Raw genomic sequence first — 20,312 nt, 5'->3', positions numbered from 1 at the left:
GCGCTGCGGAATCCCCGGAAGGGAGTCTGCGGCGCCCGTTCTTCTGCCTGTGAAGAATCGCACACGCGACGAATGCGACATGCGCGGCACGGATGTGCCGGAATCGACGGTTCTCACGCGACACAATAGGTGAACACAGTGGACTCTGAAGTGTCTTTGGCACAGTTGTCTGCTGTGGGCACCCGACGAGGTGAAGCAACCTGTGCGTGGCCACCCGCGGATGTCGACGTCGGAATCAGTCCGTGAGCAGAGCCCGGAACGAAGGGAAGTCAGTGGCCGAAACGAGATATGTGGACCCGATCCGCCACCCGTCGTATGCTTCGCAGCCGACGCGTGATGTGCGGGCGTGGCTCCTGCTGCTCGTCACGGCCATCGTGCCCGGGGGAGTGCAGCTCCTCTTCGGACATCGCCGCTGGGCGAAGATCTCACTGTCGATCACCGCCATCAGCTGGATCCTGGCAATCATCGCCGGTGTGATCGTCCTCATCAGTCGGACGTTCCTGTTCACCATCGGCACGAATCCCTTCATCCTCACCTTTCTGACCATCTGGGTGCCCGTCATCGCGGTCAATTGGGCGCTGTGCCTTTTCGACACCCTGCGCCGCATCCGGATCGTCACGATCTCACGGAGAGCCCGCAAACGCTTCGTGGCGGCTTTCTGCGCCCTCATGCTCATCGTCGTGGGACCTCTGGCCTGGGGGACGACGATTCTCAACTCACAGCGCGGACTGATGAGCGACCTGTTCGCCTCGGGCAAGGCGCTCAAGCCCGTCGACGGCCGATACAACATCCTGCTGCTGGGATCGGACGCCGGAAAGGGGCGGACTGGAATCCGCCCGGACTCGCTGTCGCTGGTCTCGATCGATGCGAAGACGGGCAAGTCGGTCATCATCGGTCTGCCCCGAAATATGGAGAACGTGCCGTTCCCCGACGATTCCCCGCTGCACAAGCACTATCCGCAGGGATACAACTGCGGAGACGAATGCCTTCTCAACGCCGTCTTCCAGCAGGGCGAGCGGCACAAAGACGAATTCGAGGAGCCGAAGAGGGCCGGAGAGCAGGCGACGATGGACGCAGTCTCGGGCGTCACCGGTCTCGAGGTCCAGTACTACGCGATGATCAACCTCAAGGGGTTCGAGAACCTCATCGACTCCCTCGGCGGAATCACTCTGGTCTCCGGCAAGAGGGTGCCGATCTCCTCGAAGGTCGATCCGACCACGGGTCAGCACGGACCGGTCAAGGGATGGATCGAACCGGGCAAGCAGAAGCTCGACGGTTTCCATGCGCTGTGGTTCGCGCGGTCCAGAGAGTTCTCCAGCGACTACGAACGGATGATTCGTCAGCGCTGCGTGCAGACCGCGATGGTCAAACAGCTCGACCCGGCCACCGTGCTCACCCGCTACCAGTCGATCGCCAAAGCCACACCGGGGGCCGTGTCGACGGACATCCCGTCGTCTCAGGTGGACTCGTTCGTCGACCTCGCGCTCAAGGTGAAGTCGCAGAAGATCGAATCCGTCGACCTCACCCCGCCGCGCATCACTCCCTCGCAGCCGGACTTCGATGTGGCACATCAGCTGGTAGCCGATAAGATCGAGGAGTCGTCGAAATCCTCGGAAGAGGACGAAAGCGCGTTCTCGGTTCCCGGAAGCGACCTGTCAGCCGCCGCCGGAGTCGATGCGGGACTCGAACCGACCCCCGGTTCAGGGCCGCAGCTGCTGGCACAGGGTGCCGGCGACAGCTCTGCTGACAACGGCGAAGAAGCCGACGCAAAGGCGATCTGCTACGTGCCCTGAGGTGTTGCTGTGGGGTCGGTCGTGATCGGATCAATGACCGAGTCGATCGAGCCCACGACGATTCCGGGAAAATCTTTTGCTCGGTGTGTCCCCTGCCATTACTGGGAACCACACTCGTGTAATTAGAATATTCTGCTCTGTGGCTAGTCTGACACGCCGAAAATGTGTAACAATTTTGAGATGTTGGGGTTGCCCGCCGTTCTGCCAACGGTGCAGGGGACCTCGAGGCCTGAACTTCCCTGTCTTCCTCGAAAAGGCTGTAACGATGAAATATGTATTGCCCACTGTTGCGGGCTGCGCTTCTGCAGCGCTGGTCGGCACCTTATTGGTCTCGGCACCGACGGCTTCCGCAGCCGCGACGTCGCCGGATGTCTCCAAAGAGGCGCTGAACGTCAGCAAAGAGGGACTCAACGTCCCCGGTGCCCGCGATTCCAGTGATCCCAACGCCACTGCCGCCAACCAGAGCGCCACGAGCAATCTGCCGAACATCTTCAAGTCGCAGACGGCCCTGGCCTCGGCCAAGGTGCCCGACATCGTCAACGCCTCGGCGTCGGCGACGACGGGTTCGGTCAACAACGACTCCGCCGGACTGACTTCCGGCACCGACGAGGCCGCACCGTCGCAGGGTTCGGCTCCTTCAGGTACTGAGCAGGCTCCCGCCGAAGATGCGGAGAACGAGGCCCCGAAGTCGGAGGACGAGAAGTCTGACGAGGCCGGGGACGAGGGTGCGAAGGACTCGGCCGAGGAGTCGAAGACTCAGGACGAGGACGACATCTCCGGTTCGGTCCGTCAGAAGACCGAAGACGGAGTGAATATCGCGCTCATCTCCGATGTCCTCGACGTTCCCGACGACCACCCGAGCCTCATCGGCTTCACGTTCTCCGAGTCGAAGTCCAATATCCGCATCCAGGTCCGTACCAAGCAGGGTTCGGAATGGGGCAATTGGAACTCCCTGGACGAAGAGGAGCAGGAAGAGGCCCAGAACAAGGGTTCGGAACCGATGACGGTGTCGAACGCTTCCGCTGTCCAGATGCGCATCCTCGGCGACTCCGCACCCAGCGAGGCCGAACTCGTACTCGTCGATTCGAAGCAGGGTCCGGGCGACGCTCAGGCCGTCGCCGAGAACGATCCTGTCGAGCTCGACAACCAGGCCAGCGGCGACTCCGCCGACGCTGAGTCCGCACCGGAGCAGTCGACCGAAGACTCGACCGGCGCCGAGGCAGCATCTGCTGAGAACGTGGACGCGGCCGCCGGTGCGACGGTGACCAACCAGAACTACGTGCCCGGATCGTCGACGGTGGATACCGTGGCGAAGAAGGTGTCGAAGCCGAAGATCGGTTCGCGCAGCTCGTGGGGTGCCAAGGCCTACAACGGCAGCCCCGACTACGCCAGCGGCATCAAGCAGGCCGTCGTCCACCACACCTCCGGCTCGAACAGCTACTCGGCTGCCGACGTTCCCGGAATCATCCGCGGTATCCAGGCATACCACCAGCAGGGCCGCGGCTGGGACGACATCGGATACAACGTCGTCGCAGACAAATACGGTCGCCTCTGGCAGGCTCGCGGCGGTGACATCGAGAAGGCCGTGATCGGCGCTCACGTCGCCGGACACAACACCGGAACCTTCGGCATCTCCGTACTGGGTACCTACAACAGCGCGGCCCCGCCGAAGAAGACCCGCGATGCCGTCTCATCGGCGATCGCCTGGAAGTTCTCGATCAACGGAATCTCGAAGGCCACCTCGTCGAACATGGTCGGGCACCGCGACCTGGGACAGACCGACTGCCCGGGTGACGCCTTCTACGCCAAGTTGGGCGAAATGCGTTCGACGGTCAACTCGATCCTGAAGACCGGCGAACAGCCCAGCGACAGCAAGGATGACTCCAAGAAGGACGATTCCAAGAAGGATGACGACAAGAAGACCGAGAAGCCGAAGTCGAAGACCTCGATCGAGAAGTACGCCGAGAAGCACAAGCTCGGCAAGGCTCTCGGCAAGGAACACGACGTCAAGGGCATCTCGGGCGCCAAGGCGCAGAAGTTCGAGAAGGGCACCGTCTACTGGTCCAAGAAGACCGGAGCTTACCACCTGTCCGGAGCGATCGCTTCGGCATACAAGGGCAATGCAGTCACCGACTTGGGGCTGCCCACCTCTGCGGAGAAGGGCGGCCTCAAGGACGGGGGCGCCGCACAGCGCTTCGAAAAGGGCTCGTTCTATTGGTCGAAGGCCACCGGCGCTCACTACACCTCCGGCAACATCATGAAGTACTGGGGTGACAAAGGGACCGTCAAGGGTCACCTCGGTTACCCCAAGTCGGACGTGGCCTACAAGAACGGCCGCGGTGAGCAGCTCTTCCAGGGCGCACGTCTGGTCTGGGCCGAAGGATACGGAACCACCGAGTTCTCGCCCAAGGGTTCGATCGCCGGCGGAGTCAGCGACGACAATGCTCCGGGCGGCACGACACCGCCCGGAGACGATTCCACCGATGACAAGTCGCCTGCAGACTCCGGGGAAGGTTCTGCAGACGACAAGGACTCGAAGGACGACAAGTCCAAGGACGCTTCGGACGACAAAGACTCGAAGGACGACAAGTCCAAGGACGACTCCAAAAAGGACGACTCCAAAAAGGATGACAAGAAGAAGGACGAGCCGAGCAAGGCCGAGAAGATCGCGGCCCAGCGTGCGTCCATCATCAAGGATGCGAAGGCCAACCTCGGCGTCAAGTACGTCTGGGGCGGCACCTCGCCGAAGTCCGGCTGGGACTGCTCGGGCTACACCCAGTACGTCTACGGCAAGAACGGAATCAAACTGCCGCGAACAACCAGCCAGCAGCGGTACGCCGGCAAGGAGATCTCGCTCAAGGATGCCAAGGCCGGCGACCTGATCTGGATCCCAGGACACATCGGAATCATCTCCGAGACCAAGGGCCAGATGTACGATGCGGGCTCGACGCGGACGAACACCACGAAGCGCAGCTACAGCTGGATGCTCGATCGCGGAGCCAAGGTCATCCGCGTGGTCGGCTGATCCCCGGCATCGAGGACAGGGCGAACAGCGTCTGACAGACAGTGCCCCGAGGACGATCCCACTGCGGATCTCCCTCGGGGCACTATCTGGTTCTCCTCACGATATTGCGGGCGCCGCTGTCAAGGGCGAAAGCATCAGCCCAGGTGACAAGCGGTGAATAGATTGTGACTTGGGCTGAACAGTCAGTGAAGTGCCTGCTTCGCGTCTGGTGGTGGGATTAGGCTGGACGGAGCACACCCGGAACCGTCCGGATGTGGAATCGATCCGCTCCAGTCAGAAGGGGGCCCACAGTGCATCGTCTTCTCAATACGGTGAAGAACTTCGAATGGGGCAGCACCGACGCGATTCCCGCGATCCTCGGCACTGTTCCGGACGGCACCCCCTGCGCAGAACTCTGGCTCGGAGCTCACCCAGTCAGTCCCTCTCGACTCGACGTCGACCACGCCCGGACTCAGGCTCCGCTGGAACGGCAGAACCGCCTCGGCGGACAGTCGACGAAGGGCAGCGTGGCGACCGAAGCCGAGCCCCGGCTCGGACCCAACCTCATCGAATACCTGGCGGGGGACCCGGTGGGTCTGCTCGGTCACGACTCACTCGAACTCTTCGGTGACCGACTGCCGTTCCTGCTCAAGGTGCTTTCGGCCAGCAAGGCCCTGTCGATCCAGGTGCACCCGAATCGCGAACAGGCTCGAGCAGGATTCGCCGCCGAGGAAGCAGCCGGACCGGCCCTGGATGCTCCCGACCGGAACTTCAAGGACGCCTCGGCGAAGCCGGAACTCATCTATGCGCTCACGGACTTCCACGCACTCACGGGATTCCGTCCGCGCAAGGCCGTGCGGGCGACGTTCGAACGGATGCTCTCCCAGCCGCTGACTCCGGCGTCCCTGGACGTCCTCGGAGCGATCATCGGCGCGCTGAAGTCCTTCAGCGAGTCCAAGGCGCTGTCTCGCGCCGTCGAAATCATCCTCAGCGACCCGCGCACGCCCGGCCTGGTCGATGAGGTGGCAGTCCACGGAATCGACGAACTGCCGGCCGGTCACATCAGCCGTTCCGGCAGTGCGGTCGACCCGGCGCAGACATTCTGCGAACTCGTCACCGACTACCCCCACGATCCGGGCGCGCTGGTCGGACTCATGCTCAACCGGGTCCACCTGCAGCCGGGTGAGGCACTGACCATGGACGCCGGGGTGCTGCACGCCTACCTCTTCGGCACGGGAATCGAGATCATGGCCTCGAGCGACAACGTCGTGCGCGGCGGACTGACCTCGAAGCACGTCGATATCGAACAGCTCGCGGCGATCACGGACTTCCACTCCGGCGCACCGCGGATGGTCGAGCCTGACCACACCGGGATGCTGCTCGGACCCACCGATGATTTCGCTCTGCAGGCTCTGCGGTGCCCGCAGACGACGACAGTGGAGCGTCGCGGTGCCGCGATCGCGCTGTGCACCGCGGGCACCGTCACACTCAGCTCGCTCGGTTCGAAGATCACCCTCGAACGTGGGCAGAGCGCCTTCATCGCGGCCAACGAACCAACGGTCACGGCCGACGGCCACGGCGACCTGTTCGTGGCCACTACCGGCCTGAACTCCGGAGCCGCCGGCCGCTGAGCTCGCGCTTTCCGCCATCACCGGCCATGGAGACTGACTGCTTACTCACCCCTGCGAACCGAAGTGCAGGCCCCTGAACCGAGATTGTCGGGTCGATCCACGATGATTTCTTCAACGAACTCACCGTGGATCGACCCGACAATCTGCGTTTCCACCGGAGTCGAGCAGCGTCCGACGCCTCTGACGGGCGAGTAATCCAGTGTTCGGCGATGGTCAACGCAGGGGAGAGGCAAGTGGCCGCATACGAAAAGAGTGGTCACGATCGGATGCGGAATCTGAGATTCCCTATCCGATCGTGACCACTTCTGTTTCGAGACCGCGGTCGGTCAACTCTGAATCAGGTGGTGCCTCCGCCGGTGATTCAGGCGGCGACCTCGATGGTGGGGACGTCCTTGGGGACGATCACCTCGGCGCCGGTCTTCTCCTTGACCTCGTCGACGGTCACACCGGGGGCGAGTTCGACGAGCGTGAAGGAATCACCGCTGACGTCGAGGACGGCGATATCGGTGATGATGCGCTCTACGACTCCCTTGCCCGTCAGTGGCAGTTCGCAGGACTTCAACAGCTTGTGCGAACCGTCCTTGGCGACATGGTCCATGATGACGATGACGCGCTGGGCACCGTGGACGAGGTCCATCGCACCGCCCATACCCTTGACCATCTTGCCCGGAATCATCCAGTTCGCGATGTCGCCGTTCGTGGCCACCTGCATGGCGCCGAGGATCGCGGCGTTGATCTTGCCGCCGCGGATCATGCCGAAGCTCGCTGCCGAATCGAAGTACGCGGCGCCCGGGTTCATCGTGACGATCTCCTTGCCCGCATTGATGAGGTCGGGATCGATCTCATCCTCGGTCGGGTAGGGGCCGACGCCGAGCAGGCCGTTCTCCGACTGGAGGACGAGGTGGACGCCCTCGGGCAGGAAATTCGGAACCAGGGTCGGCATGCCGATGCCGAGGTTGACGTAGCTGCCGTCTTCGAGCTCCTGGGCGGCGCGGGCCGCCATCTGATTGCGTGTCAATGACATTTCTGTGTCTCCTCAGGCTTCTCGTACGGTGCGCTTCTCGATGGGCTTGTCCGCCACCTGCTCGGGTGTCAGCGGCACCACGCGGTGGACGAAGACGCCTGGCACGTGGACCATGTCCGGATCGATCTCGCCGGGTTCGACGAGCTTCTCGACCTCGGCGATGGTGATGCGAGCCGACTGTGCGGCCGGGGGATTGAAGTTCCTGGCCGAGGAGTGGAACACGAGGTTGCCGTGACGGTCACCGACGGCTGCGCGCACGAGCGCATAGTCGGGAGCCAGCGACTTCTCGAGGACGTATTCCTTCTCTTCGCCGAAGGTGTCGAATACCTTCGTCTCCTTGGCCGGAGACTCCTTGACGACGTTGCCGTCCGAGTCGTACTTCCACGGCATTCCGCCCTCGGCGACCTGCGTCCCCGCGCCTGTGATGGTGAAGAAGCCCGGGATGCCGGCACCTCCTGCGCGCAGCTTCTCTGCCAGAGTGCCCTGCGGGGTGAGTTCGACCTCGAGTTCACCGGAGAGGTACTGGCGGGCGAATTCCTTGTTCTCACCGACATACGAGGCGATGATGCGGCGGAGTCGTCCGTCGGCGAGCAGTATGCCCAATCCGCGGCCATCGACGCCGGCGTTGTTCGAGATCACTTCGAGGTCTTTGGCTCCCTGGTCCTGGAGAGCCCGAATGAGGAATTCGGGCACGCCCACGACACCGAAGCCGCCTACGGCGATCGATGATCCATCTGCAATGTCGGCCACCGCTGCTGCGGGGGTATCAACTACTTTGTCCATGTGCCCAGTGTGCCACGGACCACTCCCAACCCGTCGGCCAGGTCCGTGATGCGAGCATCGTCCATCTGTGTGGTGAGCAGGACCTCGCCACCGCCGAGGAGGTGCTGCAGAAAGCGCGGCCATTCGCCCGGCAGCGGGGTCGAGTTCGCGACGAGCAGTCCCTGCGGGCGGGTCCCGTCGTTCGACTCGGAGCCAGTCCAATCGATGACCTGCCCGTCGATCTCGAGGACTCCGGAGGCGTCGAGGCGGCGGCTGGTGACATCGGGGTAGGAGCGGATAGCGGAGTTGACGTCGACGAAGTCGGAGCCGACCGGGGTGCTCAATGCCAGGGCCGGGGGATTGAAGACGAAGACCTCGTCTGCATCGGCCACTGCGTCATCATCCTCATGTCCGAAGGGAACGACGGCCATGAAGTCCTCGTGGGGTGGTTCGGCCGCGATGACGACGCGGCCGCCGGCCAGCAGAACGCTGAGGATCGCGACGAGTTCGCGCCAGTGCAGGCCCTCCGGAAGGGGAGCGAAGAGGGTGAAGTCCGGTCCGAGGTCGAAGTCGCCGAAGAGACCGACTCCCTTATTCACCCAATTCGAGACGACCGGCCCGGTGAGGTCGAGGCGATCGAAATCGGGTCCGCGCCAGATCAGGACGGGGCCGCCGGTGTGCGCGATGCCTGAGAGATCCATATCCGCTTCCATGGTTGTGTTTCGGGTGGGGTGGGTCAGGGAACGATGAGGCCGATGTCGATCGTCACCCCGCGGGGGAAGGCCCCGAGTTCGCCATCGACCCAGTGATAGCGCGTGGAGGCGCTGAGATCCTCGGCGAAGAGGGCCGTGTGGAGGCGTTCGACGAGAGACCCGAGCCCGACCATCGCTTCGAGCAGCGGCGGGCCGCCGGACTGAGCGGTCGCCGGCGAGTCGGAGGGGCTCAGCGTGATCCGCGACCCGGACCCTTCGATGCGCATCCGCCAGGCCGCATGGCCAGGTGTCCTCGACTGCCCGGCCCGGACGACCCTTATGGCTCGGGAGACCCGCTCGAGGATGTCGTCGCTGTTGTCGCCGGCCGGGGCGCTGCCGGGCAGGTCGGTGACTCCCAGTCCGCGTTGGATGGCTTCGACATGACCGTGACGGAACCAGTCCTCGCCGAGGCCGCGGGAAAGCGCGCGGGCGCCTTCACGGCCGTTGTCGAGGTATCCGCCGGCGCCGCGGACCAACGCCATGGGCAGTCCGCGGGAAGATCCCTTGACCAGGTCGGCGGCAGCCGCGATCTCATCGGCGATCGCCCGCACTGTCACGGTCTGGACGCGCCCGTCGTCGTCGGGGCGACCGCGTTGGTCGTCCAGTCCGGAGAACCCGGACAGGCCGATGGCGATATCGCCGACACCGACCCGCCACGGCCGTGAGCTCGTATCCGAGATGACCAGACCGATGCGCACTTCGAAGGCCTGTTCGACCCGCCGACGCAGGCCACCGGCGGACCGGTCGCTGTCGAGGGGATGGAGGATGACGGCACCGCCGGAGTTCGACTGGTCGAGGCCTGCTGCCGCCTGGACGGTGCCCGACGGGGTGCGCACGACCTGAACCGTGGTGCCGGAGCGATAGGAGCGTTCGGCGACCAAGTGGGTGCCGGTCTCCGCGACGAGCTCCTCGAACTCGGCGCGATCTGCGACGGTGCGAAGACGCCCCTCGGCTTTGGAGACGACCTTCGAGGCGACGACGAGGATATCGCCGTCCTTGAGGTCGATGCGGTTGCGGCGCAGAGCGTTGATGAGGATCGCAGAGAGGTCGGAACCCTGCGCGATCTCTTCTTCGACGGGAGGCGCGTAGACGGTGAGCAGACGATCATTCATGCCAGGCCACCGGTGATTCCACTCTCATTCCTCCATGATCCCATTGCGGGCGCTCACTTTCTAAATTCTCCAGGTTTGTTCAGGCGGATCCCACAGGTTGTGCCGCATGACTGGGCCATTACCTATATATGGGGTTCTGGGTGCGTGTGCATGTGAACGCGCGTTCGAATAGTGTCTCAGGGGGTGTCTCAGTACTCCATAAGGGCTTGACGGGGCGGTAATGACACGCGTGTAATTTATACCTAAGGGGAACGCGCCGAGCATGGATTCTGTGGATTCGACCGTACATCGGACTGATCGGCTCAGTCACGGCAACGGACCTGCTCGTGCGTGAGAAAGGGGAAAACCGTGCAAAGTGCACAGAGAGAATGGCGGGAGAGAGAAGACTTCACCGCCGCACCGGGAGTCACTTCCCGTCGTGCCGAAGACTGGTTCATCGAACCGGGAGCGCGTACACCCGAGACGTTGCCTGATCCGCTGGCCGTCGATCCAAGTGATCTGACGCCGCTGCAGCCGGACAGCTCCGCCGTCTCTCCGCTGTCGCTGCTCCTGGGCGCCGCAGACGACGGCGAACTGTCCTGGCAGGACCAGGCCCTCTGCGCTCAGACCGACCCCGAGGCGTTCTTCCCTGAGAAGGGCGGATCGACTCGTGAGGCCAAGCGGGTCTGTGCCTCCTGCGACGTCCGTTCCGAATGCCTCGAATATGCACTCGCCAATGATGAGCGCTTCGGGATCTGGGGCGGAATGTCCGAACGCGAACGCCGCCGGCTCAAGAAAAAGGTCGTGTGAGTCAAGCCGTCACCATCGTCGTCGTCTCCGGCGACGATGCCAGCAAGGTCGAGCTCGAAACAGCTCTTCGTCCGCACTTCCCCGAGGTCCCCGTGGTGGATCTCGGGGGACGGACGGTCCGCGAAGCCGGCGAGATGCCGGAGATCGCGGAATCGGATTTCCTGTGGTTCCTCACCCCTGACTCCCGTCCCGAACCCGACTGCCTCGATGAGCTGCTCGATGCCATCGGGGAGACCGAATCCATCTCCGCAGTCGGACCGAAGCTCATGTGCTCCGGCCGCATCGTCTCCGCCGGAGTGAGCACCACCTCGGCGGGGGAGCGTTTCAACCCCGTGGGCTCCGGGGAGATCGACCAGGGCCAGCGCGACAGCCAGATCGAAACCCTGGGCCTCGACCTGCCGGGCCTGCTCATGGCCACCACGGAACTCGAGCGCATCGGAGCACCCTCCAGGGTGCTCGGACCCGCCTATTCCGGTCTCGAATACTCCCGTCGTCTCCGCGACCTCGGCGCCCGAGTGCTGCTGGCACCTCGTGCGCGGGTGGAGATCTCCTCGACTTCCGCCGCCCGACTCGGCTCCTCACCGCACCCGCCGACATCGAAGACCCAGATCCGGACCGAGCAGCGCTATCGCCTCAGTCTCGCCGGACGGGGACTGCTCTCCCTCTTCTGCCTGCTCGCCTTCGGCCACCTCGGCCGTATCGTCGGCGGGCTACTGTCGAACAACTTCAGACCCGCCGGGTGGCACCTCTCCGCGCTCTTGGGCCTTCCGACAGACGTGTCGACCACCGCCCCGCTGCGACGCGCCAATGCCCGCCGCAACCGAGTGGCCAAACGCTCGAGCACCTCCCACGTCGCCGCGCTCTATGCCGATGACGAGGAACTCGCCGTCCAACGCCGGACGATGAGCGGCGAGAGCGACGACTCGCGCCCGGCAGAGGTTCCCACCGGCGGCCCCGACGCCGATGCCGAACTCAACCCGGTCGGCGACACGGAGGAGGCCATCGACTCCTTCTCCCGCCTGGAGATCTCCGGCGGTTCGAGCCTGCTGCGCGCACCCCTGACCTATGTGTTCCTCGCCGCCGCGGTGATGAGCGGCGTCATCAGCTTTCGGCTCTTCGGCCCCGGCCACCTCGACGGCGGAGCCCTGGGCTCGACGAACGTCGGCCTCGGCGAGATCTTCGACCGACTGCTCGGCCGCCACCTCGACGTCTCGACCGGTACGGCGGTGCCGGCCGACCCCTACCACCTCGTCATCGGCGTCCTCTCCCTCCTCTTCTTCGGCCATGTCGACGTCATGGTCCGCTCCCTGCTGTTGGCCGCACCGATCCTGGCCGCCATCGCCGCCTATGCGGGCGCAGGCAGCGTGCTGGCCCGGCGTTGGGTGCGCGGTTTCGCCGCTCTGCTGTGGATCGCCTCTCCGCTGTTCACGACCGCACTGTCGGACGGTCGCCTCGGTGTGATCCTCGTCTGGATCTGCGCGCCGCTGGTGGCGTTGACTCTGCGCCGCAGCCTGACCACCGGATCGATCGCGGCGGCAGCCGGCACCGGCCTGCTGCTGTTCGTCATCACCGCAGGCGTTCCGCTCCTTTTGCTCGTCACGATCCTCGGCACGGCGGTGCTGCTGGCGGCAGGTCGCGGCGTGCGGCATCTGTGGCTGCTCGCCCCGACTCTGTTCCTGGGATGGCCATGGCTGTGGGCTGTGGTCCGCGAGCCGGGAACCCTGCTGACGATGCCCGGGCAGACCACGGCCACGGAGTCCGCACCGACGTACCTTCTGGCCCTCGGATTCCCTGCGCCCATCGACATGTCGTGGCTGTCGGGCCTCATCGCGGACCTCGGGCTCGGCGAGGTCCCGGCAGGCATCCTCCAGCTCTGGGCGCCGGTTCTGATGCTGCCGATGCTCATCCTGGCCTTCTTCACCCTCATCGAAGCTCGGCTCGAACTCTCCCGTCTGTCCTGGGCAGTCGGCCTCTACCTCAGCGGTCTCGTCCTCGCAGCGATCCAGGTGCATCTGCCCGCGCAGACGGGACCCTTCCACCTCATCGGCTCCTACCCTGCCGCGGGATTGACCCTGGTCAGCCTCGGATCGATCCTGCTGCTGTCCCTCGGTGCCGACCGCACAGCCGGGCGCCGGCCAAGGCGCAGCCGGAACGCCGGTTCGACATCTGCGAAGAGCGGTGCCAAGGGACTCTCCGCGGCTTCCGGCCGACTGCCCATGCGCGGCCTCGTCGCGCTCGTGACCGTGGCCGCCATCGGCCTCATCGCCATCGGTGCAGGACGGACCACCTCCACGGCCGAGGCGGTCACCGCGACCTCCGAGAGCAACGTCCCCGCTCTGGCCGCCGACCGTGCCGAAGGTGCGACGCAGGCGCGTACCCTGCGCTTGGACAATGTCGACGGAGAGGTTCTGGCCACACTCGTATCCTCTGCCGACGGCACAGTTCTGGGCACGTCGACCGTGAGCTCGGCCGAAACCGTCGGCGGATGGCCGTGGCAGCGACGTCCCCTGCCGATCACCCCCGACCAGGTGCTCGTGGCACAGGCGGCGTCCGCGCTCTCGGCCGATGACGCCGGAGACGTCAGCGGCATCCTCGGCGAGCTCGGAGTCGACTTCGTCCTCGTCGGACCAGGTGCGGGCAGCCTGACCAACTCGGTGTCCGTCTCGGAGGGTCTGCTGCCGGTCGGCCCCACCTCGTCGGGACAGCTGTGGCGCGTCGACAAGCCCTACAGCGGCCGGTTCCTCATCCGCGATTCCGAAGGGCAGGTCTCCACGGCGGCGATGAGGGGCACTACTGCGAAGGTCCCGGCCGGCAAAGAGGGGCGCACTCTGACCGTCGCCGATGCTGCGGACGGAATCACCGCGAGCATCGACGGTGAGCCGCTGCCGCAGCCGAGGCCTGGAGAAGAGGCGTGGGCGAGCGAATTCGACCTCCCCGCCGCGGGGGGAACGGTCGAGATCTCCCTGAACTCACCGCTCTACCCGGTCGGCGTCATCGCCGGATGGGTGCTCGGACTGCTCAGCCTCATCGTGGCCATTCCCTTCGGCCGCGTAGGGAATACGGCGAAGACCGGCCGCCGGGAGGAGAAAGCATGAAGCACCAGCGCAGCATCGTCACCTTCGCGGCCATCGCCGTGCCCGGAGTGATCGTGGCCACGACGTCGTTCCTCACTCCGTTGACCCCAGGCACTCTGGACCGCAGCCCCGAACAGGTGCGCATGCCCACCGCGGACACCCGCGTCGTCTGCCCCGGACCGCTGCTGACAGCGAGCGAGGCCGAAGGCACCGACGCCGAGTTCGTCGACGATTCGAAGGTCTCGACCCGCGTCGTCTCCGCATCCGCACCGATCGGCGCCGCGGACGGGTCGACCTCCTCGGCACGCCTGCAGGTCGCTGATCTCGGCGGTTCGATCGACTTCGACAATCCCTCCGGTCAGGGCTTCGTCTCCGGAGACGACAGCATCGACTCGACGAAGCTCGTCACCGGTTTCGCCCGTCCCGGTGCGCCCGCACTGACGACCGGCCTCGAAACCGTCGAGGGCACCTCCGGTGACCTCACCGGGCTTGCCACGCTCACCTGCGCCCAGGCGGCGAGCAACTTCCGGATCGTCGCCGGATCCGGTGCCACGGGCTCGAACTCACAGCTGCTGCTGAGCAACCCGGGCGACGTTCCCGTCCAGGCGAAGGTCGCCCTCATGACTCCCGGCGGCGAATCCGCCGAACCGACCGAGCTGAGCATCAAGGCTGGTCAGCAGCGTGCCGTCCCTCTGGGCGGTCTCGCCGGAGGAGCCGAGGCCCTGGCCGTCGACGTCACCGTCGATGGGGGAGTCCTGGCCGGTTCCATCCAGGAGACCGTCCTCGACGGACTCAAACCGCAGGGCATCGACCTCGCCGCCGGCGGCGTCGGGGCCGATCGTCAGCAGGTGCTCACCGGACTCAGCGGCAAGGACGTTCGAGTCCGGGTCGCGAACCCGGGCAGCGACCTCGCCGAGGTGTCACTGAAGGCCTATGGGCCCGACGGCGAGATCGACATTCCCCGTTCCTCGATGACCGTGGTCGGTCGCGGTGTCGCCGAAGCCGATCTCGGCGACCTCGATGCCACGAGCCTTGTCCTCGACTCATCGAAGCGCATTCAGGCGGGCGCCTTCATCGGCAAGGACGGAGCGAAGGGAGCCGCCGACTTCGGCAGCATCCCGTCCACCGACACCCTCGCCGAGACTCAGATCCTGGCGCTTCCGCGCACCGGTGAGTCCTCCCTGCAGCTTTCGCCCGGTCAGGGGCACGTGCAGGTGCAGGGAATGCTCGACGACGGTTCTCTGACCGATCCGCAGTCGATCGATCTCAACCCGACGGGCACGACAGTACTCGACCCGAGCGACGTCTCCGACGATTCGGTGCGCGCGCTCGTCCTCAACGGTTCCCAGGCCTCGGGTTCGCAGGCCGACGGTGTGCATGCGACTCTCGTCGTCACCACCGAGGACGGAATCTCCACGGTCGTCCCGGCGCCGGCCCCGGCAGGTGTCGCCTACCGAGATATCCGGCTCGGCTGAGCTCGAGTCTGCCGAGTTCCCGTGAACTGAGCTCCTGCGAACAGAGTTCCTCCGGTCGGCTCTCAGGCGCGACGGAGGATATCGACCTGGTCGGCCACCACCTCGGCGATGAGCGCATCCCGGGCCTCGCTGCCGGCATGATCTTCGATCACCCGGCGATAGAGGACGATATGGGTGGGACGGTCGCCGGCGGCCGGGAACACACGGCCGAAGCTCGGTTCGGTCGAACTCGCCGGCGGGACGGAATCGACGGCCAGCACCACCTCGGCGAGGAGATCGGGTTCGCGTCCGCGCATCCGGGCGAACTCAGCGGCTGCGACCTTCGTGAAACTCTCCGCTCGACTCAGTCGTGCGGGCACCTCGGCCCGATACAGCGGAGACCGCAGACCCCGCCCATGTCGGTCGCGATGTCGCCTTGATCTCATAGGACTTCATTCTACGTGCGTGGCCGCCGTGCCTGAGCGAATCGGCAGGGCGCGGCGTGTAGAGTGTGGGACTGTGTCAGCCGTGAGAATGTGTTCAAAAGTCAGCTGTTCGCGCCCCGCCGCCGCCACTATGACGTACGTGCACGCCGATGCGACCGTCGTCATCGGACCTCTGGGCAGGCGAGCCGAGCCGGGCGCTCATGACCTGTGCGCCGAACATGCGGCGAAGCTGACTCCACCCGTTGACTGGCAGCTCATCCGCATCGACTCCGGGCAGGCCCCGCCCGAACGCAGCCACGATGATCTGCTGGCCATCGCCGACGCCGTCCGCGAAGCCGCAGACCGTGCCGATCAGACCCCGCCGCGGACCGCACCTGGATCGGCCGACGATTCGGCGGCCACGGGACGCCGACACGGTCACCTGCGCATCATCGGCGACTCATGAGCCACTCCGAACCGAGGCCGACCGGAGGCGACCCCGCACCGCAGATCCTGACCGATTCGGAACTCGGACGTGCCCGGACGGCCGCCCTCGACGCTGCCGTCGGCGCCTATGACATCCGCGGTCGCATTCCCGACCAGCTCGACGAGGACATCCTGTTCGCCCTCGGCTGGGCGACGGCACTCACCATGGCGGAGATCCACTCCATCGCCGAGGTGGTCATCGGCCACGATATGCGACCGAGCTCTCCCGGATTCGCCCACTCCTTCGCCGCCGGAGTCGACGCCGCCGGATCGAAGGCAGTCCTGCTGGGACTGTGTTCGACCGATCAGCTCTACTTCGCCTCGGGCATCTTCGACCTGCCCGGTGCCATGATCACCGCCAGCCACAATCCCGCCGACTACAACGGGATCAAGATCTGCGGACCTCGCGCCGCCGGCGTCAGCCTGGCCTCCGGTCTCTCGAGAATCAGAGAACTCGCGATCACCGCACCGCAGAACGACGGTCGCAGCGTCGTCGAGGATGAGAATGCGGCATCCCGGATGCGCGAGCAGTATGCGGCACGGATCCGCGAACTCACCCGCGTCGATGAGGTCACGGGACTGACGATCGTGCTCGATGCCGGAAACGGCATGGCCGGGCGCCTCCTCGGGGAGATCTTCGGCACGGACGCGGGAGCCGCCTCGGTGCCCTTCGACGTCATCGGCCTCTTCACCGAACTCGACGGCACCTTCCCCAACCACGAAGCGAATCCGCTCAAACCTGAGAACCTCGTCGACGCCGCACGCGCGGTCGTCGACAACGGAGCCGACCTGGGGCTCGTCTTCGACGGGGACGCCGACCGCTGCTTCTTCATCGACGAGACGGGAGCGACGATGTCGGCCTCGGCCGTCGGCGCACTCGTCGCCGAACGGGAGATCGCAAGGGCCCGGGCTCTCGGGGATGACCGACCCACTGTCATCCACAACCTCATCACCTCCCGCAGCGTGGCCGAGACGATCACCGCCGCGGGCGGACGCGCACTGCGGTCGAAGGTCGGCCATTCAGGCATCAAGACCCTCATGCGCGAAACCGGAGCCGTCTTCGCCTGCGAACACTCCGCGCACTTCTACTTCGACGAATTCTTCGGCGCGGACTCCGGAATGCTCGCGGCCTGCCACCTCATCGCCGCCCTCGCTGAATCACAGGCTCCCGCATCCCGGCTGGTCGCGGACTACGACAGGTTCGTGCAGTCCGGGGAGATCAACTTCACCGTCTCCGATCCCGACGCCGTGCTCGCCGACTTCGTCGCTCATGCCGCAGACTTCCCCGAGAGCACTGTCGACGACCTCGACGGAATCGGTCTGCAGGGCTCGGACTGGTGGGTCAACCTGCGCAAGTCCAACACCGAACCACTGATTCGACTCAACGTCGAAGCCGCCGATGCGGCGCAGGTGGACGCGCTCACTCGACAGGTCTCGGAGTTCGTCACCACTCGCGCCTGAATCCTCGCCTGTCCGCAGATCGGGCACGAGGCGACAAGCCTCCTGCCCGGGAATAGACTCGAAGCCGATCAGACAGCCCGCCGTATGGAGGTACCGTGCTTGATTCCACTGACTTCAAGGTCGCCGATCTCAGCCTGGCCGAGGCCGGTCGACACCAGATCCGCCTCGCCGAAAGGGAGATGCCGGGCCTCATGGAGCTGCGTGAGGAATACGCTTCGACCACACCGTTGGCCGGGGCCCGCATCGCCGGCAGCCTGCACATGACCGTGCAGACCGCAGTGCTCATCGAGACCCTTGTGGCACTCGGCGCAGAAGTTCGGTGGGCCAGCTGCAACATCTTCTCCACCCAGGACGAGGCCGCGGCGGCCGTCGTCGTCGGTTCCGGCACACCCGAAGCCCCGGCCGGAGTTCCGGTCTTCGCATGGAAGGGCGAGACTCTCGAAGAGTACTGGTGGGCCGCGGACAAGATCTTCGACTTCGCGGACGGACCGAACCTCATCCTCGACGACGGCGGCGACGCCACCATGTACGTGCTCAAGGGCACCGAATTCGAAGCCGCCGGGGGAGTGCCCACCGCCGGCGCCGAGGATCCGGAGGAGTACAAGGTCCTGCTCAAGCAGATCGCTGCGTCCATCGTGGCCGCTCCCGGTCGGTTCGCTCAGCTGGCCGCGGGGATCAAAGGCGTGAGCGAGGAGACGACGACAGGAGTCAACCGCCTCTACCGCCTCGCCGAGCAGGACGGACTGCCGTTCCCGGCCATCAACGTCAACGACTCGGTGACGAAGTCGAAGTTCGACAACCGCTACGGCATCCGCCATTCGCTGCCCGACGGACTCAACCGCGCCACCGACGTGCTCATCGGCGGAAAGATCGCCGTCGTCATCGGCTACGGCGACGTCGGCAAAGGCGCCGCAGAGGCTCTGCGCGGGCAGGGCGCACGCGTCATCGTCACCGAGATCGACCCGATCTGTGCGCTGCAGGCGACGATGGACGGCTACCAGGTCGACCTCCTCGCCGAGGCGGCTCCCCAGGCCGACATCATCATCACCACGACCGGCAACACCCGGGTCGTCGACGTCAAGGTGCTGCAGACGCTCAAACCCGGCGCCATCATCGGCAACGTCGGTCACTTCGACGACGAGATCGACCTGGCAGGTCTGTCCCGCCTGCCCGGAGTGGAGAAGATCGAGATCAAACCGCAGGTCCACGAGTGGAGCGTACCCGTGCCCGCCGAGGCGGGACTCGGCCGTGATCGCACGGACTTCCTCGTCCTCTCCGAAGGTCGACTGCTCAACCTGGGCAACGCCACTGGCCATCCGTCATTCGTGATGAGCGCATCGTTCAGCAACCAGGTGCTCGCCCAGATCGAGTTGTGGAACGCTCACGACGACTACGGCAACTCGGTGCACCGGCTGGCGAAGGAGCTCGACGAGAAGGTGGCGCGACTTCACCTGCCCGCTCTGGGAGCGAAGCTGTCGGAGCTGAGCAAGGAACAGGCCGAGTACATCGGCGTCGACGTGGCGGGACCCTACAAACCCGAGCACTACCGCTACTGATCAGGCACCGCCGCTCATCAGTCACTGCCGCTCATCAGGCACTGCCGCTGCTGATCGAGTCAGCGGCGGGTGAGGCTGAGGCCGAAGGGGAGGGAGTCGACTCCGGACCGGAAGGCGTTCGCACGGTCCGCGCGCCGGCGTTGCTTCTCGACCTCGGCGATGCGCTGCCGGTGGATGATCGCGGACAGGAACTGTTCGGGAAACGTTCCCTCCGGCGGAGCCGGAGCCACATAGGGGTTGAGCTCGGTGGCGAGCTCGATCGCTCGCTGCCACCTCGACTCCGCGCCGAGCTGCGGCGCCGTAGCGAGGAACGCGACGATGCGCCGATGCAGACCGTCGGGGATCGTCGTCACGTCGGTGCGGTTCAGCCAATTGTGCAGGTGCGGGGCCACATGAGTGTGCATGGGCGGCAGCGGTCGGCTGCGTTCGCTCACGGCGATGGTTCCGGCCAGATAGTCGCCGAGGCGCTTTGCCTGCGGTGAGAGGAGGCCGGACAGAGCCGCGATTCCGCCGCTGCTGGAGACGATCTCGAATGGCCACAACAGGGCTCGGATGAAGGAATGCCTAAGCCGCACGGCACCGCCGTCATCGCGGACCACACGCAGCCCGAGGATGAGCTTGCCCAGCGACCGACCGCGGCTGAGCACTTCGACGAGCATCGGCAGCAGCACGAACACGAAGATCGTCATGACGGTCATGAGCGAGCCGAGGAGCAGGCCGTTGAGATCGAGGACCTTGAGCATCAGCCAGAACATGGCGACGAGCAGTCCGATATTCACCAGTGAATAGACGATGTAGTCGATCAGGCAGCTCAGTGCCCGGGCCGCCAGAGCGGCCGGTTGGACATTGAGTTCGACGGCTTCGCCGGTGATCAGAGTACTCACCCGTCCATCGTGTCATATCCGAAAGCACCGAGGCGGGCGTTTCGCCGAGAGCATGCCGTCGGCCTCTCGCCGCGTCGGAGGTGTCCCTGCGCTGTCTCCGATAGG

15 protein-coding genes are annotated in these 20,312 nt (G+C 65.4%); 9 read left to right on the top strand and 6 right to left on the bottom strand.

What is annotated here, in order from left to right; translation table 11 throughout:
• The first annotated feature begins 272 nt into the window (after positions 1-272).
• The 3 genes from BLU88_RS13725 (at position 273) to manA (ending at position 6,428) form a co-directional block, all read left to right on the top strand.
• Entirely contained in the window at positions 273-1,793 is a 1,521-nt protein-coding gene (locus tag BLU88_RS13725) for an LCP family protein (RefSeq protein ID WP_092015020.1), read from the top strand.
• A 265-nt stretch (positions 1,794-2,058) separates the two neighbouring features.
• Positions 2,059-4,818, top strand: coding sequence for an NlpC/P60 family protein (locus BLU88_RS13720; protein WP_231939424.1), 2,760 nt, complete (start codon positions 2,059-2,061; stop codon positions 4,816-4,818).
• 290 nt (positions 4,819-5,108) lie between these two features.
• Positions 5,109-6,428 carry a mannose-6-phosphate isomerase, class I gene (gene manA / locus BLU88_RS13715; RefSeq protein ID WP_092015013.1) on the top strand — a complete coding sequence of 440 codons (1,320 nt, stop codon included), beginning with the start codon at positions 5,109-5,111 and terminating at the stop codon, positions 6,426-6,428.
• Positions 6,429-6,789: 361 nt separating this feature from the next.
• Here the strand turns inward: manA and BLU88_RS13710 are convergent, their stop codons facing one another.
• From BLU88_RS13710 to BLU88_RS13695, 4 genes are read right to left on the bottom strand one after another with little or no spacing between them, the layout of a single operon-like run.
• Positions 6,790-7,452: a CoA transferase subunit B gene (locus tag BLU88_RS13710; RefSeq protein WP_092015010.1), complete on the bottom strand. Its 663-nt coding sequence runs from the start codon at positions 7,450-7,452 to the stop codon at positions 6,790-6,792.
• 12 nt (positions 7,453-7,464) lie between these two features.
• On the bottom strand, positions 7,465-8,235 hold the full coding sequence (locus tag BLU88_RS13705; RefSeq protein WP_092015007.1) for a CoA transferase subunit A: 771 nt from the start codon (positions 8,233-8,235) through the stop codon (positions 7,465-7,467).
• Positions 8,223-8,915 (bottom strand): hypothetical protein, encoded by a 693-nt coding sequence (locus tag BLU88_RS13700; protein WP_092015005.1) that lies wholly within the window; start codon positions 8,913-8,915, stop codon positions 8,223-8,225. Before BLU88_RS13700 ends, BLU88_RS13705 begins: the two co-directional genes overlap by 13 nt.
• Before the next feature lie 35 nt (positions 8,916-8,950).
• Positions 8,951-10,078 (bottom strand): coenzyme F420-0:L-glutamate ligase, encoded by a 1,128-nt coding sequence (locus BLU88_RS13695; RefSeq protein ID WP_092015002.1) that lies wholly within the window; start codon positions 10,076-10,078, stop codon positions 8,951-8,953.
• Between the two features lie 348 nt (positions 10,079-10,426).
• On the opposite strand from BLU88_RS13695, the gene BLU88_RS13690 reads away from it, so the two are divergent.
• The 3 genes from BLU88_RS13690 to BLU88_RS13680 are packed head-to-tail and all read left to right on the top strand — an operon-like array spanning position 10,427 to position 15,416.
• Positions 10,427-10,867 (top strand): WhiB family transcriptional regulator, encoded by a 441-nt coding sequence (locus tag BLU88_RS13690; protein ID WP_407922834.1) that lies wholly within the window; start codon positions 10,427-10,429, stop codon positions 10,865-10,867.
• Positions 10,864-13,962, top strand: coding sequence for a glycosyltransferase family protein (locus BLU88_RS13685; RefSeq protein ID WP_092015000.1), 3,099 nt, complete (start codon positions 10,864-10,866; stop codon positions 13,960-13,962). Before BLU88_RS13690 ends, BLU88_RS13685 begins: the two co-directional genes overlap by 4 nt.
• Complete coding sequence (locus BLU88_RS13680) at positions 13,959-15,416, top strand: DUF5719 family protein (protein WP_092014997.1); 1,458 nt, start codon at positions 13,959-13,961, stop codon at positions 15,414-15,416. Before BLU88_RS13685 ends, BLU88_RS13680 begins: the two co-directional genes overlap by 4 nt.
• 62 nt (positions 15,417-15,478) lie before the next feature.
• On the opposite strand, the gene BLU88_RS13675 is transcribed toward BLU88_RS13680, so the two are convergent.
• The gene (locus BLU88_RS13675; RefSeq protein ID WP_092014995.1) at positions 15,479-15,841 is read right to left on the bottom strand and encodes a metallopeptidase family protein; all 363 of its coding nucleotides are present in this window, start codon (positions 15,839-15,841) and stop codon (positions 15,479-15,481) included.
• 88 nt (positions 15,842-15,929) lie between these two features.
• Between BLU88_RS13675 and BLU88_RS13670 the strand changes: the two genes are divergently transcribed.
• The 3 genes from BLU88_RS13670 (at position 15,930) to ahcY (ending at position 19,323) form a co-directional block, all read left to right on the top strand.
• Entirely contained in the window at positions 15,930-16,286 is a 357-nt protein-coding gene (locus BLU88_RS13670; protein ID WP_092014992.1) for a DUF3499 domain-containing protein, read from the top strand.
• The gene (gene manB, locus BLU88_RS13665; RefSeq protein ID WP_092014989.1) at positions 16,283-17,767 is read left to right on the top strand and encodes a phosphohexomutase domain-containing protein; all 1,485 of its coding nucleotides are present in this window, start codon (positions 16,283-16,285) and stop codon (positions 17,765-17,767) included. The genes BLU88_RS13670 and manB overlap by 4 nt, the downstream gene beginning before the upstream one ends.
• 95 nt (positions 17,768-17,862) lie before the next feature.
• Complete coding sequence (gene ahcY / locus BLU88_RS13660) at positions 17,863-19,323, top strand: adenosylhomocysteinase (protein ID WP_092014986.1); 1,461 nt, start codon at positions 17,863-17,865, stop codon at positions 19,321-19,323.
• 59 nt (positions 19,324-19,382) lie between these two features.
• Here the strand turns inward: ahcY and BLU88_RS13655 are convergent, their stop codons facing one another.
• Positions 19,383-20,207 (bottom strand): RDD family protein, encoded by an 825-nt coding sequence (locus tag BLU88_RS13655; protein WP_231939422.1) that lies wholly within the window; start codon positions 20,205-20,207, stop codon positions 19,383-19,385.
• Positions 20,208-20,312 lie beyond the last annotated feature (105 nt).

It is taken from the genome of Brevibacterium siliguriense, from assembly GCF_900105315.1.
GTDB classification, from domain to species: Bacteria; Actinomycetota; Actinomycetes; order Actinomycetales; family Brevibacteriaceae; genus Brevibacterium; species Brevibacterium siliguriense.
The sequence above is the reverse complement of the archived record's forward strand: the minus strand, read 5'-3'. Positions and strand labels throughout refer to the sequence as shown.